Origin of the sequence: Methylobacterium sp. WL120 (genome assembly GCF_008039465.1) — a bacterium.
Classification (GTDB): Bacteria; Pseudomonadota; Alphaproteobacteria; order Rhizobiales; family Beijerinckiaceae; genus Methylobacterium; species Methylobacterium cerastii.
Map to the genome: position 1 here is coordinate 1 of NZ_VRUT01000129.1, position 13,769 is coordinate 13,769.

Consider the following 13,769-nt stretch of genomic DNA (forward strand, 5'->3'; position numbering starts at 1 on the left):
TCACCTCGGGCGGCCAGTGGCGGGCATCCGCGTGCAGGCCGGCCGGCCCGAGGCGCGTCGCGCCGCGGCTGTCGAGCGAGAGCACGGCACGGTCCCCGAGGCGTACGACGAGGCCCTCGTCGGCCTGGCTCTCGCTGCCGACCACCGGGCGGCCGAGCCCGGCCGCGAGGAAGGCCTCGACCGTCGCCGCCTCGGCGAAGCCCGCGTCGACCCAGAGGCCGACGCCGGGGCAGGCCCGGGCGATCGCCTCCAGCGCCCGCAGGTCGGGCGGCGCGCCGTCCATGATCGCGTCGAGGTCGGCGACGTAGAGGGTCGGCCCGGAGACCGCGTCGAGGAGGCCGCGGGCGACGTCGGCCGGCGCCGAGCCCTTTGCCAAGGGCGTCTCGATCGGGGCATAGCTGTGCCGTTCGCCGGCGCGCGCCCGCACCACCTGTCCGTGGCGCAGGTCGATCACCGGAATCACCGCGAACGAAGCCCGCGCGGTTTCGTCGCCCATCAATGAGATCGCCATTGGCCGCCGCGCTCCCCCACCCCGCCAGGACGATCGGATGGGATCTCGGTGGGGTGCACGTCAAGGCGGCGCTGGTCGAGGGCGGCGTCGTCCGCGCGGTGGTGCAGGCGCCGTGCCCGCTCTGGCGCGGGCTGCCGGCCCTCGACGACACCTTCGCCGGGTTGCCCGATTGGGCGCGGGGGGAGGCGGCGCACGCCGTCACGATGACCGGCGAGCTCACCGACTGCTTCGCCGACCGCACGGACGGCGTCGCGCAGCTCGCGGGCTGGGCGGCCGGGCACCTGTCCGGCGCGGTCGCGATCTATGCCGGGCGCGCGGGCTTCGTCGCAGCCGCCGAAGCGGAGGCCAACGCCGCCGCGATCGCCTCGGCGAACTGGCACGCCACCGCGGCCCTGCTCGGGCGGCACGTGCCGGACGCGCTGCTCGTCGACGTCGGCTCGACCACCTCGGACCTGATCCCGATCGTCGGGGGCCGCGCCGCCGCCGCCGGCTACGGCGACGCCGAGCGGCTGGAGACGGGCGAGCTCGTCTACACCGGCGTCGTGCGCACGCCCCTGCTGGCGCTCGCCGACCACGCTCCGTTCCAGGGCCGCCGCACCCGCCTGATGGCCGAGACCTTTTCGCACGCGGCGGATGTCTACCGCATCACCGGGGACCTGCCCGAGGGGGCCGACCAGCAGGCGAGCGGCGACGGCAAGGGCAAGTCGGTGACCGAGAGCGAGACGCGGCTCGCGCGGATGATCGGCCGCGACCGCGGGGAGGGGACGGACGAGGCCTGGCGGGCGCTCGCCCGCCACTTCGCCGAGGCGCAGCTGCGCCTGCTCCACGATGCCGCCGCCGGCCTGCTCTCGCGCCCCGACATGCCGGCCGCCGCGCCACTGATCGCCTGCGGCGCGGGCGCGTTCCTGGTCGAAGCCCTGGCCCAGCGGCTCGGCCGCCGCTGCCTCGCCTTCACCGCGGTGCTGGCGGAGCGGATCGCCGGCCGCCCCGACTGGGCCTCCACCTGCGGCCCGGCGCTTGCCGTGGCGCTGCTCTCCGCCGAACCCGCCCCCACGAAGGAAGCTCGATGACCGCCCTGAAGATCCTCGCCCGCGTCCTGACCGCCCGGGTCGGCCCGCATATCGAGCTGGCGCTGGCCACCGAGGACGGCGAGACCGTCAAGGTGCTGGCGACCCCCGACCAGATCGACCGGCTGATCGACGAGCTGGAGGACATGCTGCACGCGCCGGAAGCCCCGGACGACGGCGAGCCGCCCGAGGCGGCTTGATCGCCTCGCAGGGAGGGCGCGTGACGTCCGAACCGCACGCACCGGTCCCTAGAGCATTTTCAAGCGAGGTGGATGCCGGCTCGCGTGAAGAAAATGCGACCCCACAACAAGTTAGAGCATTTTCCGTGATCCAGAGATCACGGAAAATGCTCTAACGCAAAAAGTCCCCGAACGCCCGCGGGCTGTCGTCGGTCTTGATCTCGCGGGTCACCGTCAGCGTCTCGGCGTCGATCACCGAGAGCGTGTTCGAGCCCCAGTTGGCGACGATGACCGAGCGGCCGTCGGCGGTGGTCGCGATGCCCTCGGGGTGGTCGCCGACCTCGATCCGCGTCACGGGGGCGAGCGTGCCTCGGTCGAACACCGTGACGGTGCCGGAATACTGGTCGGTGACGAAGCCGCGCTTGTCCGTCAGGGCGATCACGTAGGGGCGCTGGCCGGTCTTCACCCGGCCGACCTCGCGCGCCGCGGAAAGGTCGATCACCGACACGTCGTCGCCGGTGACGTTGGCGGTGTAGGCGCGCTTGGCGTCGGCATCGATCGTGAGGCCGAACGGATGGTGGCCGACGGCGATCGTCGCGGTCGCGCGGCGGGTCGCGAGGTCGACCACCGAGACCGTGTCCGCCTCGCGGTTGGCGACCAGCAGCGTCGCGCCGTCCGGCGTCACCGCCAGCCCGGAGGGCGAGGCGCCGACCGCGATCTCGCCGTCGAGCTTCAGACCCGCCTCGCCCGGCACCAGCACGAACACCCGCTTGGCGTACCAGTCGGCGACGTAGACGGCGCCGCCCTTCGGGTTCGCCGCGATGCCGAGGGGACCGCCCGGCAGGGTCAGCACCTGCACGACCTTGCGCGTGGGAAGGTCGATGACGGCGATGCCCGGCGCGTCCGGGCAGGTCACGTAGGCCTGGGTGCGGTCGGGCGAGAAGGCGATGCCGGCGGGCGAGCCGGCGACCGGGATGCGCTGCAGGATCGTGCCGGCCGCGAGGTCGATCACGTCGACGGCGTTGTCGCCCTGCACGGTGACGACCGCCTCGGCGGCGCGCGCGGCGAACGGGGCGAGCCAGAGGGCCAAGGCCAGCGCGAGGACCGAGGCGAGCGAGAGGCCGGCACCCGGCCGGCCTCCGCGTCGCGTCGTCGTGAAACGGCTCAAGAGCCCTTCTCGACCTGCGCCTTCAGGGCGTCGAGGCCGGTGCGGTAGAGGCCGCGCACGGCCTTCTGGGAGGCCTCGTCGCTCAGCTCGGGCGGCGGGTCGTTGTTCATGTAGCCGCGGTAGAACGCGCCGTCCCACGACACCTTCGACTTGCCGTCGCCGTCGGCCTCGACCTTGAGCGTGGAGGAGTAGTCGTTGACCGGGAGGGTCTTCACGTCGACCTTGGTGATCCGGTACGAGTAGCTCATCTTCTCGGCGGAATACTTGTACAGGCTCTCCTCGACGGTGGCGCCGCCCTTGAGCGTCAGCACGCGGGTGGCCTTGTCGGGGGTGTTGCCCTCCTTGCCCTCGGTCTTCTCGACCAGGGGCAGCCAGCTCATGTCCTGGAAGTTGCCGATCACCTTCCAGACCTTGTCCGGGCTGGCGTTGATCTCGACCGTCTCCTCGACCTTCTTGCGGGTCGGGCCGTGGGCCTGGGCCGTGGTCGCCGCCAGCGCGGCGATCACCACGGCGCTCGTGAGGGCCAGTCTTCTCATCAGCATGTCACTCCTGAGGCTTCGCCGTCTCGTGCGGCGTCGGTGTCGGCGAGGATGCGGTCTTCCGTCCCGAGGTGGGCGGCGACCTTGTCCTCGATCCAGTCCCAGGCCTCCCGCTCGCGCGGGCCGGCCGTCTTGGATATCGCGATGGCGAGATAGCGCATCTCGGCCATGACCTTGTCGGGCGCCAGCATGTGGAGCCGCGTCGAGAGGATCGCCGCCTCCAGCACGGCGGCCTGCGCCCGGTTGTAGCCTATGAACGGGGCGTGGGCCGCCGCGTGGACCAGGCGTCCGCGGTAGCGCGGCCGGGTCGCGTCGGCCTCGACCGACGTCACCGCGAACTCGGCGTGGCCGAAGCTGTCGGCGAGGCGCCGTCCGCGGATCCTGTCGCACGCGACCGTCGGCCACTCGCGGCGGCCGGTGACGGCGCCCGCGATCACCCGCACGTCGCGCGGGCTCGACGCACAGAAGTACGGGTCGGCGTCGAGGTTGAGGATCGTCGGCGAGGGCCGGAACGGCGCCAGCACATAGTCGTCGCCCTCCGCGATCAGGCCGAAGGGCACGAGGTGCAGGGCGCCTTCGGGAGAGAGCGTGGTGACGATCGTCTCGAGGATCAGCGGCACCGGCTCAGGCCTCCCCGGCCGGCACGAGCTTGCCGCAGACGAGTTTTTGCGCGGGCGCCTCGGGCGTCGCCGACACCGACGCCTCGGCCGCGGCCTCCTCCGGCGCGATGGTGCGGGGCGCCGAGGCGCCGGCCTCGACCGGAACCTGCGCGTCGCGGGCGCCCGGCAGGGCGTCCGGCCCGGAATGCTTGGTGTGGCCGGCCTTCTTGAAGGCGGTGGTGTCCTCGACATCGGCGTCGGCGGCGCAGGCCCAGTCCAGCGGCTCGTCTTGCACGTAGCGCTTGCCGAGGCGCCACGCGGTCTCGGCCTTGGTCAGCTCGCCGCCGAGGTAGAACGCGTGGGCGCCGTCGCTGGCGACGTCGAGATCGGTGAAGAAGGCCATCGCGTCAGTGCCGACCTTGTGGACGTCGCGGTTGTAGACGTGGATCCCGTCCTCGGCGACCGCGATCCGGTAGTTCGGGTCGCGGACCTGGGCCGCCAGCGCCGCGATCTCGTCGGGCGTTTGCACGAAGGGACGCTTGTCGTGAAGTGCCAGAAGTGCCCGGCCGTAGCCCTTCGGCAGCGCCGCGTCGGCCTTGGCCGCGTACATCACCCGCCTCGCGGCATCGTGTTCCTCCACCGTGCGGCGGGTGTGGTTGGAGACCTGCACGATCAGGACGTTGCCGACCGACAGCTCCGAGCACATCCCGACCAGCAGCGCGGTGATCCCGAGGCTGTCGGCCTCGGTGAGTTCGGTGAGGTTGCCGGTTCCCATCATCATCGCGATGTCGGGCCAGCGGGCGCGGGTGGCGCGGTAGCGCTCGATCGAGTCGACGAAGCCGAAATGGATCGGCTCCAGGATCGGGTCGGCGATGAACGGGCGCCCCGCCGCCACCATCCGCGCGATGGCGCGGTCGAGGGAGGGCAGGTCGTCGGGCCGCGTCGGCACGAGGATCGGCACCGCGTCGGTCTCGAAGGCGAGGTCGAGGGTCTCCTCGTTGAGGCTCAGCAGGAAGTCGGCCCCGGCGGCCGCCCCCCGGCGCAGCTCGTCGATCGAGAAGGAGTCGACGCTGACCTTCAGCCCCTGCGCCTTCAACCCGCGCACGCACGCCTCGAGATGCGGGAAGTCGGTGTCCGGCAGGCCGCCGAGGTCGATCACGTCGGCGCCCCGGCGCGCCAGATCGAGTCCCTTGGCCACCACCTGGTCCGCGTTCATCTTCGAGGCGTCGACGATTTCGGAGAAGATGCGCAGGTCGTGGCGCGAGAGGTCGACCTTGCGGCCGGCCAAGCCCAGATGGGCCGGCAGGTCGACGATCTCGTCGGGGCCGCGCTCCACCGGCAGGCCGAAATGGGCGGCCAGCGCCTCAGGGTTCGCCCGGCAGCGCCCCGGCAGGACGATGCGGGTGGCGCCGTCGGGCAGGGTGACGCGGCGCTTGATGATCTCCTCGGTCATCAGCGCGGCGACCTTCACCCCGGAATCGGCGATGCTCCAGGCGAAGCGCTCGGGGGGCAGGGCGCTCGCGACCTTCTCCAGCCGGGCGCGCGCGAGCTTGCCGGTGACGAAGACGAGGTGCTCGGGCGCGCCGCTCATGCGGCGGCCCGGAGGTGGACGGCGCGCTCGCCGGCGGGCCCCAGGATCGCGACCGCGCCACCGTAACGGGCCGCGAAGGCCGGGAACGCGGCGTCGACCAGGCCGATCCGCGCGAGCGCCCGCGCGTCGGCACCCGCCGGCGCGTCGGCGGACTTCACCAGGATGCAGCGGGCGGCGCCGAGCTGCGTCGCCGCCCAGAGCGCGAGGCTGTCCGAGGTGACGTCCCAGGTCTCGGCGATGTCGGGGTGGCCGGCGCGCAGGGCTGCGGGGTCCCAGATGTGGGATCGAAGCGAGCCGGCGCCCTCGCGCGTCACCGTCCGAATGGACGGTTTCACGCCTGTCGCAGCGGTTTCGGATCGAAGCGCGGGTCCCCTCTCCCCATGGGAGAGGGGGCCGCGAGGCTCCACCCGCGTGTCTTCGGTGGCCCCGCCGGGCTCTTGAAGGCGCTGGTCCTCGAAGGCGAGGGCGATGACGGGAAGGCGCGGCTCAATCGCGTGAAGATAGTCCGCCATGCGGCTCATCGCGTCGAGCGCACGGCGATGCGCCTCGGCGTCGTCGAAGCCGTCGCGCCGCTGCGCCGCGCGGACCGCGTCGGCGTGTTCGCCGCCGCCCGGGACGACGAGGCAGGGGCCGAAGGCGCCCTCCGCCAGCGCGACGAGCAGCGCCCGCAGGCGTGCCGGGTCGGCTGAGAGGCTGCCCCCGACCTTGACGACGGTGCGCACGCTCACGCCGCGTCTCGCGCGGCCGGCCGGCGAAGCGCCCGCACGGCTTGCGACAGCCGCTGGGCGTCGAGGCCGTTGCGGCGGTCGCCGTCGCGGCAGAGGCCGCCGCGGAACCCGAGATAGTCCGGCCGGTGGGCGGCGAGGCCGGGGATGTCGCCGACGCGCAGCGACCCGGCGAGCCCCGACACCAGCCCCGCGATGCGGGCCGCGGCGACGAAGGCGGCGAGGCGCTCGCTGTCAATGAGGTCGGGCAGCCGGCGCCCGTCCTTGACCGCCGTGTCGATCATCGCGCCGATGAAGCCCGCCGCCGCGAGGCGCGGCGCGCAGTCCGGCTCGGGATCGTCCTCGGCGAACAGCACGGCGACGAGGCGGCCGGGCGCGGCGGCGCCGGCCGCGTGCAGGGCGGACACGTCGGCGAGCCAGTCGGGGCGAACCGCGACCTTGACCCAGGCGACGCCCGTCTCCGCCATGGCGCGGATCGCGGCCTGCCGCTCCGCCGGGGCCGGCTCCCCGGCCACCGCGCTCGTGGCCGCGCGGCCGGCGGTGTGCGCGACGACGGCGCGGACGATCTCCGCGGGCAGGGCGCCGAGCGCCCCGTTCTCCGGGTCCTTGGCGTCGATCAGGTCGGCGCCGGCACGGATCGCGACCTCGGCCTCGGCGGCGTCGCGGACGCTGACAAGGAGGCGGGGCAGGGGATGGGTCGAGACGGAAATGGCGGACTCGGACACGGGCGACCTGAACGGGAACGGCTCGGAGGCGGCGCGGACGCCGGACGACATCACGATTTGCCGGGCAGGGGCTCGGCGATAAGGCGGTTCTTGACGATCCAGCGCATGGCATGCGTCCAGGTGTCGTCGGTGTCGGCCCGGATCACCACCTGCCCGCCGCGCACCACCTTGCCTGTGGCGGCGTCGGCGATCGCGACGTTGAGGTTGAAGATCTGGCCCGATCCCTTCTCCACATAACCGGTCACGGCGAGATCCGCACCCAGGGCCTTGGCGATCGGGGCGGCGCAGCCGTCGCACTTGTGGAGCGGCCCCTGCTTGTTCACCTCGGCCGCCTGCGGCGCGGTGTCGACGGGCTCCAGGCCGCCCTTGTCCTTGAGCGCGCTGCGCAGCTCCTCGGTGACGAGGGCGAGCTTGCGCACCTCGTCCGGCCGGGCCTTGCGCCCGCCGACGACGCCCGGATCGAACAGCTCGACGGGGAAGATCGCCGCCTTCATCGGGTCGGCCGCCGCCGCGCCCGGATGGCAGGCGGCGGCGAGCGCGAGGGGCACCGCCGCGCGAAGCATCATACCGCGAACGATTTTGCCGCGTGGGATCATGACGGAACTCCGGTCGGAGGCATCGGGGACGACCGCAACGCCGGCCGCTTCCCGGCATAAGGTCGCGCGGCGGGTTGTTTTTGCAATGATCGGTGCGCGCTGAACGTTTGGACCGACATGCGCTTAGCGTTTGAGTCCGCCCCCGGAATGCTGTTACGGCTCGCCCCCATGCTCGCCATCCTGCACGATCCTGCACCTTCCCTCGGCGCCGCGATGCTCGTCGCCCTCGGTCTCGCCGGCCCGGCGATGGCGCAGGAACCCGCCGCCGCCCCGGCCGCGCCCGCGGAGGCGGCCGCCACCCATGTCGGCCTGATCTACCGGCCGCAGCCCGCGCCGTCCTCCTACGATGCCGAGGCCGCCCCCGAGGACGAGGGGCTGGCCGGCGCGAAGATGGCGATTGCCGACAACAACACCACCGGCCGCTTCACCAAGCAGAGCTACGCGCTGGACGAGATCGCGCTCACCGAGGGCGGTCCCTCCGCGGTCGACGCGGCCAAGGCGCTGCTCGGCAAGGGTATCCGCTTCCTCGTCCTGGCGCTGCCGGCCGACGAGGTGCTCGCCGTCTCGGAGGCGGCCAAGGCCGACGGCAAGGGAGCTGTCGTCCTGAACGCCGCGGCGCCCGACGACCGCCTGCGCGGCGCCGACTGCCGCAGGAACGTGTTCCACATCGCCCCGAGCCGGGCGATGCAGACCGATGCGCTGGCGCAGTACCTCACCGTCATGCGCTGGCGGAAGGTGTTCCTGATCGTCGGCCCGACCGACGCGGACAAGCTCTACGCCGACGCGATGCGCAACTCGGCGAGGAAGTTCGCCCTCAAGGTCACGGCGGAGAAGCCCTGGACCTTCGGGCCGCTGGCCAAGGCGCGGGGCGACACGCCGACCCGCGCCGAGGCGATGGTCTTCACCCGCGGGCTCGACTACGACATGGCGATCGTGGCCGACGAGGAGGCGGACTGGGGCGACTACGTCCCCTATCGCACCGTCGACCCGCGGCCCGTCGGCGGCACGCAGGGGCTTATCGCCACCACCTGGTCGCCGGTGCTGGAGACCTGGGGCGCCGCCCAGGCGCAAAACCGCTTCCGCCGCCTGTCGGGCCGGCTGATGCGGCCGCTGGACTACCAGGTCTGGGCCGCGGTCCGCGTCGTCGGCGACGCCGGGACGGCCAAGAAGAGCGCCGACCCGTCGGTGCTCGCCGCCTCCCTCGTCGACCCGGCCTTCGGCCTGCCCGCCTACAAGGGCGTGTCGCTCAGCTTCCGCCCCTGGGACCACCAGCTGCGCCAGCCGCTGATCGTGGTGCAGCCCAAGGCGCTGGTCTCGGTGGCGCCCGAGCAGGGCTTCCTGCACCAGCGCACGCCGCTCGACACCCTCGGGACCGACCTGCCCGAGACGACCTGCAAGTTCCCGTGACCACGCAAGTTCCCGTGACCGCGCTTGAGGGCAGGGGGAACGCGCCGTTCCGCCGCCCTCGCCACGCGGGCGAAACGCACTACACTGTCGGGCAATAGGGTTTCGGCGCCGTCAGAGCGCCAAGCCTGCGAGACACGAGGGGGAGGATCGCGAATGGACCGCTGCGTGAAAGCAGGGTTGGGGCTCGCCGCGCTCGGCGCGATGCTTCTGGGCTCGGCGCCGGCCGAGGCCTACACGGTCTACGTCTCCAACGAGAAGGGCAACTCGGTCAGCGTGATCGACACCGCGACGATGGCGGTGACCGGGACCTGGAAGGTCGGGCGCCGCCCGCGCGGCATCACCGTCAGCCGGGACGGCAAGGAGGTCTTCGTCTGCGCCAGCGACGACGACCGCATCGACGTGCTCGACGCCGCCACCGGCAAGGTGGTGCGCTCGCTCCGTTCCGGCCCCGACCCCGAGCAGTTCATCCTCGATCGCAGCGGCAACCCGCTCTACGTCGCCAACGAGGACGACAGCCAGGTCACGATCATCGACATCGAGAAGAACAAGGTGCTGGCCGAGATCCCCGTCGGCGTCGAGCCGGAGGGGATGGGCCTGTCGCCGGACGGAAAGGTGCTGGTCAACACCTCCGAGACCACCAACATGGCCCACTTCATCGACACCAAGACCTTCCAGGTGATCGACAACGTGCTCGTCGACGCGCGCCCGCGCTTCGCCGAGTTCACCGCCGACGGCAAGTTCCTCTGGGTCTCGGCCGAGGTCGGCGGCACCGTGAGCGTGATCGACGTGGCCGCGCGCCGCGTGGTGAAGAAGATCACCTTCAAGATCCCGAGCGTGAACGACGAGGCGATCCAGCCGGTGGGCATCCGCATCACCAAGGACGGGACCAAGGCCTTCGTCGCGCTCGGGCCGGCCAACCGCGTCGCGGTGATCGATGCCAAGACCTACGACGTGCAGAAGTACCTGCCGGTCGGCCAGCGCGTCTGGCAGCTCGCCTTCACCCCGGACCAGGCGATGCTGTTCTCCACCAACGGGACCTCCAACGACGTCTCGGTGATCGACGTGGCGGCGGAGAAGGTGGTGAAGAGCATCCCGGTCGGCCTGCTGCCCTGGGGCGTGGCGATCTCGCCGAACTGACCTTTTTCGCACGCAGGATTGCCGTCGACGGCAGCGCGGGGGGAACCGGATGACACGACGACTTCGACGGGCGGTTTCGGGATCGGCGATTTTGGGGCTGGCCGCGATCCTCGCGGCCGGTCCGGCGCTCGCGCTCGACCTCACCAAGAAGCGCGAGAACCTGCCCGACCTCGTCCTCGGCAACGACGAGGGCAACGACTTCGTCGTCGAGAACAAGGACATCGAGCTCGAATCCGGCAAGGCCTACCGGCTGCGGATCGTCGCCAAGGGCCACCAGGAATACAAGTTCTACGCGACCGAGTTCTTCCGCTACATCTGGTGGAACCAGATCGTGATCGAGCACAAGGAGATCCACGGCGGCGGCCCGCCGGACCACTTCGAGTTCGACGACCCGGGCGAGATCGCGATCGAGTTCGTGGCGATCAAGCCGGGCAAGTACACCTGGGAAGCCCGCGGCCTCGAAGCGAAGGGCGTGGCCGGCACGATCACCGTGAAATGACACACCGTGACATGATGCGCGCGCTTGTCCTCGCCGGCCTCCTCCTGACCAGCCCCGCCCTCGCCGACGACAAGGCCGCCTGCGCCGACGGCATCGCCCTGATCAAGGACGCGCTGGCCAAGGGCCCGCCCGAGGCGGCGCTGCCGAAGCTGCGCAAGGCCCTGCGCGTGGCCGAGCGCGAGCAGGGGGAGGGCGAGTTCGACGAGTGCCTCGACGCCGTCGGCGACGCCAAGCGGACGCTCGCGCGATGAGCGCGGGCGCAGTGGGCGCGGGCGCCACAGGCGAGGTTCCGGCGCTCGAGGTGGCCTCCGTCAGCCACAGCTTCGGCGCGCGCCGGGCGCTGTCGGACGTGTCGATCACCGTGGAGCGCGGGCGCTTCATGGCGCTGCTCGGGCCGAACGGCGCCGGCAAGACCACGTTGTTCTCGCTGATCACCCGGCTCTACAACAACCGCGACGGCCGGGTCGCGATCTTCGGCCACGCCCTCGACCGCGAGCCGTCGCGGGCGCTCGCCCGCCTCGGCGTGGTGTTCCAGGCGCGGACCTTGGACACCGACCTCACCGTCGAGCAGAACCTGCTCTATCACGCGGCCCTGCACGGCATCCCGCGCAAGGCCGCCAAGGCCCGGATCGCGGGGCTGCTCGACCGGGTCGGGCTGACGGACCGGCGCGCCGACAAGGTGCGCACGCTGTCGGGCGGGCAATCGCGCCGCATCGAGATCGCGCGCTCCCTCGTCCACCATCCGAGCCTGCTCCTGCTCGACGAGCCCACCGTCGGCCTCGACCTCGAATCGCGCGCCGACATCGTCGCGATCGTCCGCGCCCTCGTGCGCGAGGAAGGGCTCTCGGTGCTGTGGGCGACCCACATCTTCGAGGAGATCGCGCCCGAGGACGACGCCGTGGTGCTGCACAAGGGCCGCATCGTCGCGCGGGGAAAGGCCGGCACCATCGGCCGGGCCGACGAATCCCTCGAGGAGGCGTTCCGCCGGCTCGTGTCCGAGCCGGCCAAGCCGGCCAGGGAGGCCGCATGAGCACGCCAGTCGGCACGTCTGCGACGATCGCCTCTCCCACGAGCCCGGTCGCGCCGCGAGAGACCGCCCATCTCGGGCGGCTCGACGCGGTCGGCTACCTGATCTGCCTCGGCGGCATCGTCCGGCGCGAGCTGCTGCGCTTCTTCAACCAGAAGGAGCGGTTCTTCTCGGCGCTGGTGCGGCCGCTGGTCTGGCTGTTCATCTTCGCGGCGGGCTTCCGCAACACGCTCGGCGTCTCGATCGAGCCGCCCTACCAGACTTACGTCCTCTACGAGGTCTACGTGGTGCCGGGGCTGGCGGTGATGATCCAGCTGTTCAACGGCATGCAATCCTCGCTCTCGATGGTCTACGACCGCGAGGTCGGCTCGATGAAGGTGCTGCTCACGAGCCCGTATCCGCGCTGGCTGCTGCTCCTCGCCAAGCTGATCGCCGGCGTCACCGTCTCGGTGGTGCAGGCCTACGCCTTCCTGGCCATCGCCTGGTTCTGGGACCTCGACATCCCGGCGGTCGGCTACCTCGCGGCGCTGCCGGCCTTCATCGCCGCCGGGCTGATGCTCGGGTCGATTGGCCTGCTGCTGTCGTCGATGGTCAAGCAGCTCGAGAACTTCGCCAGCGTGATGAACTTCGTGATCTTCCCGATGTTCTTCGCCTCCTCGGCGCTCTACCCGCTGTGGCGCATCCGCGAATCCTCGGAGACCCTGTACTGGATCTGCGAGTGCAACCCCTTCACCCACGCCGTCCAGCTCGTGCGCTTCGCCCTCTACGGGCAGTTCGAGCCGGTCTCCTGCGCGGTCGTGCTCGGCGTGACCTTCGCCTTCTTCACCCTCGCCGTCGTCGCCTACGATCCCGGCCGCGGCATCATGGCCCGGCGTGGCGGCCCGGCCGGAGACCCGTCATGATCGTTTTTCGCATCCTCCCTGCGGCGGTTGTCGCCCTCGCCTGCCTCGCCGGCCCCGTGCTGGCCCAACCCAAGACCGATCCCGACTGGCCCTGCGTCCAGCGCAAGGTCGCGACGCTGAGCCCCGGCCAGTTCTGGACCGGGCCGGACATCGCCGGAGCCGGCGCCTGGGGCGACGACGACGACGCGGCGGTGCTGGCCCAGAAGCTCGCCTCCCGCCGCACCGAGCTCAACGAGGTCGACCCGCTGCTCGACGCCTACGTCGCCAAGGTGCCGGCGGCCGACAAGGCCAAGGGCCTCGCCCACGTCTACGCCGGGGTGTTCGAGGTGGTGAACGGCGAGCGCGACAAGGTGATGGGCGGTATCGCGCGCTACGCGCAGGGGCAGCGCCGCATGGCCGAGCGCATCCGCGACGAGGCCGACACCATCAGCCAGACCAAGGACGGCCCGAGCGCGGCCGACGCCCGCGAGGTCTCGAAGGAGCAATCCGAGATCGAGACCAAGTTCGCCTGGGACCGGCGGATCTTCCAGGAGCGCAGCCAGTCGCTGACCTACGTCTGCGAGGTGCCGCAGCTCCTCGAGCAGCGACTCGGCGAGATCGCCAAGAAGATCCAGGCCCGGCTTTGAAGCCAGAGCCGGCGACCCGGAACCGGGTTGCCGATTCCTCCCGGGCAGCATTGCCGAAAACTCCCTAAGTCTTTGATGAGACATAGAAAATCTGTTGCACGCGAACCACGGGTCGTCCGTTTCGGCGTGTAACGGCGCCGTGAGCGGCGATTTCCGCCGGATCACGGTCGTCCCGCGATTGTCCGATCCCGACGCGCCTTGCATGAGTGCAGCTCAAGCAGTGCAAGGCGAGCAGTGCTGGGTAAGCCCGCCGCAGAGGGGGCGCGCCGCTCGTCGGTTCGGGGTTGGGGAATGACAATGCGGGCGCTTCGTGGAAGCCTGATCGCCTCGGTGGCGTTGCTGCCGGGTGCGGCCTACGCACAGAGTTCGGTGACGCTGTCGGAGATCAGCGTCGTGTCGACGACGCCGGTCGGCGGCTCGGGCTCGGGCTCCACGCGGGCCGCCCCGCCGCTCGGCGCGACCCCGATCGTG

Annotated in this window: 17 protein-coding genes; 9 read left to right on the plus strand and 8 right to left on the minus strand. The window is 71.6% G+C overall.

What is annotated here, in order from left to right; all coding sequences use genetic code 11:
* A partial coding sequence (locus tag FV229_RS20025; protein ID WP_147753644.1) for a HisA/HisF-related TIM barrel protein occupies nucleotides 1-496 on the minus strand: 496 nt, incomplete at its 3' end.
* Nucleotides 497-498: 2 nt separating this feature from the next.
* Between FV229_RS20025 and FV229_RS20030 the strand changes: the two genes are divergently transcribed.
* Nucleotides 499-1,581 carry a hydantoinase/oxoprolinase family protein gene (locus FV229_RS20030; protein WP_147753645.1) on the plus strand — a complete coding sequence of 361 codons (1,083 nt, stop codon included), beginning with the start codon at nucleotides 499-501 and terminating at the stop codon, nucleotides 1,579-1,581.
* On the plus strand, nucleotides 1,578-1,778 hold the full coding sequence (locus FV229_RS20035; RefSeq protein WP_147753646.1) for a hypothetical protein: 201 nt from the start codon (nucleotides 1,578-1,580) through the stop codon (nucleotides 1,776-1,778). The genes FV229_RS20030 and FV229_RS20035 overlap by 4 nt, the downstream gene beginning before the upstream one ends.
* Nucleotides 1,779-1,929: 151 nt before the next feature.
* Here the strand turns inward: FV229_RS20035 and FV229_RS20040 are convergent, their stop codons facing one another.
* From FV229_RS20040 to FV229_RS20075, 7 genes are read right to left on the minus strand one after another with little or no spacing between them, the layout of a single operon-like run.
* On the minus strand, nucleotides 1,930-2,925 hold the full coding sequence (locus tag FV229_RS20040) for a beta-propeller fold lactonase family protein (protein ID WP_147753647.1): 996 nt from the start codon (nucleotides 2,923-2,925) through the stop codon (nucleotides 1,930-1,932).
* Complete coding sequence (locus FV229_RS20045) at nucleotides 2,922-3,461, minus strand: SRPBCC family protein (RefSeq protein ID WP_238272081.1); 540 nt, start codon at nucleotides 3,459-3,461, stop codon at nucleotides 2,922-2,924. Before FV229_RS20045 ends, FV229_RS20040 begins: the two co-directional genes overlap by 4 nt.
* On the minus strand, nucleotides 3,461-4,084 hold the full coding sequence (locus FV229_RS20050; RefSeq protein ID WP_147753649.1) for a DUF447 domain-containing protein: 624 nt from the start codon (nucleotides 4,082-4,084) through the stop codon (nucleotides 3,461-3,463). Before FV229_RS20050 ends, FV229_RS20045 begins: the two co-directional genes overlap by 1 nt.
* A gap of 4 nt (nucleotides 4,085-4,088) precedes the next feature.
* Entirely contained in the window at nucleotides 4,089-5,654 is a 1,566-nt protein-coding gene (locus tag FV229_RS20055; RefSeq protein WP_147753650.1) for a DUF6513 domain-containing protein, read from the minus strand.
* Entirely contained in the window at nucleotides 5,651-6,382 is a 732-nt protein-coding gene (locus FV229_RS28195; protein ID WP_238272079.1) for a uridylate kinase, read from the minus strand. The genes FV229_RS20055 and FV229_RS28195 overlap by 4 nt, the downstream gene beginning before the upstream one ends.
* Nucleotides 6,379-7,104: a (5-formylfuran-3-yl)methyl phosphate synthase gene (locus FV229_RS20070; RefSeq protein WP_238272078.1), complete on the minus strand. Its 726-nt coding sequence runs from the start codon at nucleotides 7,102-7,104 to the stop codon at nucleotides 6,379-6,381. The genes FV229_RS28195 and FV229_RS20070 overlap by 4 nt, the downstream gene beginning before the upstream one ends.
* A 50-nt stretch (nucleotides 7,105-7,154) precedes the next feature.
* Entirely contained in the window at nucleotides 7,155-7,670 is a 516-nt protein-coding gene (locus FV229_RS20075; protein ID WP_147753652.1) for a DUF3280 domain-containing protein, read from the minus strand.
* A gap of 198 nt (nucleotides 7,671-7,868) precedes the next feature.
* On the opposite strand from FV229_RS20075, the gene FV229_RS20080 reads away from it, so the two are divergent.
* The 7 genes from FV229_RS20080 to FV229_RS20110 all read left to right on the plus strand — a co-directional run bounded on the left by FV229_RS20080 (nucleotide 7,869) and on the right by FV229_RS20110 (nucleotide 13,298).
* On the plus strand, nucleotides 7,869-9,107 hold the full coding sequence (locus tag FV229_RS20080) for an ABC transporter substrate-binding protein (protein WP_147753653.1): 1,239 nt from the start codon (nucleotides 7,869-7,871) through the stop codon (nucleotides 9,105-9,107).
* Between the two features lie 153 nt (nucleotides 9,108-9,260).
* Nucleotides 9,261-10,244 carry a YVTN family beta-propeller repeat protein gene (locus tag FV229_RS20085; protein ID WP_147753654.1) on the plus strand — a complete coding sequence of 328 codons (984 nt, stop codon included), beginning with the start codon at nucleotides 9,261-9,263 and terminating at the stop codon, nucleotides 10,242-10,244.
* 49 nt (nucleotides 10,245-10,293) lie between these two features.
* Complete coding sequence (locus tag FV229_RS20090) at nucleotides 10,294-10,743, plus strand: hypothetical protein (RefSeq protein WP_147753655.1); 450 nt, start codon at nucleotides 10,294-10,296, stop codon at nucleotides 10,741-10,743.
* A 14-nt stretch (nucleotides 10,744-10,757) separates the two neighbouring features.
* Nucleotides 10,758-10,994, plus strand: a complete 237-nt coding sequence (locus FV229_RS20095; protein WP_147753658.1) for a hypothetical protein — start codon at nucleotides 10,758-10,760, stop codon at nucleotides 10,992-10,994.
* Entirely contained in the window at nucleotides 10,991-11,773 is a 783-nt protein-coding gene (locus FV229_RS20100) for an ABC transporter ATP-binding protein (protein WP_147753656.1), read from the plus strand. Before FV229_RS20095 ends, FV229_RS20100 begins: the two co-directional genes overlap by 4 nt.
* Nucleotides 11,770-12,672, plus strand: a complete 903-nt coding sequence (locus tag FV229_RS20105; RefSeq protein WP_238272076.1) for an ABC transporter permease — start codon at nucleotides 11,770-11,772, stop codon at nucleotides 12,670-12,672. The genes FV229_RS20100 and FV229_RS20105 overlap by 4 nt, the downstream gene beginning before the upstream one ends.
* Nucleotides 12,669-13,298 (plus strand): hypothetical protein, encoded by a 630-nt coding sequence (locus FV229_RS20110; RefSeq protein ID WP_147753657.1) that lies wholly within the window; start codon nucleotides 12,669-12,671, stop codon nucleotides 13,296-13,298. Before FV229_RS20105 ends, FV229_RS20110 begins: the two co-directional genes overlap by 4 nt.
* Nucleotides 13,299-13,769: the final 471 nt, after the last annotated feature.

Coding starts and splice junctions, on each gene's coding strand:
- FV229_RS20100 (WP_147753656.1), top strand. CDS start 10,991: ATGAGCGCGGGCGCAGTGGGCGCGGGCGCCACAGGCGAGGTTCCGGCG.
- FV229_RS20045 (WP_238272081.1), bottom strand. CDS start 3,461: ATGAGAAGACTGGCCCTCACGAGCGCCGTGGTGATCGCCGCGCTGGCG.
- FV229_RS20105 (WP_238272076.1), top strand. CDS start 11,770: ATGAGCACGCCAGTCGGCACGTCTGCGACGATCGCCTCTCCCACGAGC.
- FV229_RS20080 (WP_147753653.1), top strand. CDS start 7,869: ATGCTCGCCATCCTGCACGATCCTGCACCTTCCCTCGGCGCCGCGATG.
- FV229_RS20095 (WP_147753658.1), top strand. CDS start 10,758: ATGCGCGCGCTTGTCCTCGCCGGCCTCCTCCTGACCAGCCCCGCCCTC.
- FV229_RS20090 (WP_147753655.1), top strand. CDS start 10,294: ATGACACGACGACTTCGACGGGCGGTTTCGGGATCGGCGATTTTGGGG.
- FV229_RS20085 (WP_147753654.1), top strand. CDS start 9,261: ATGGACCGCTGCGTGAAAGCAGGGTTGGGGCTCGCCGCGCTCGGCGCG.
- FV229_RS20030 (WP_147753645.1), top strand. CDS start 499: ATGAGATCGCCATTGGCCGCCGCGCTCCCCCACCCCGCCAGGACGATC.
- FV229_RS20075 (WP_147753652.1), bottom strand. CDS start 7,670: ATGATGCTTCGCGCGGCGGTGCCCCTCGCGCTCGCCGCCGCCTGCCAT.
- FV229_RS20055 (WP_147753650.1), bottom strand. CDS start 5,654: ATGAGCGGCGCGCCCGAGCACCTCGTCTTCGTCACCGGCAAGCTCGCG.
- FV229_RS20110 (WP_147753657.1), top strand. CDS start 12,669: ATGATCGTTTTTCGCATCCTCCCTGCGGCGGTTGTCGCCCTCGCCTGC.
- FV229_RS20035 (WP_147753646.1), top strand. CDS start 1,578: ATGACCGCCCTGAAGATCCTCGCCCGCGTCCTGACCGCCCGGGTCGGC.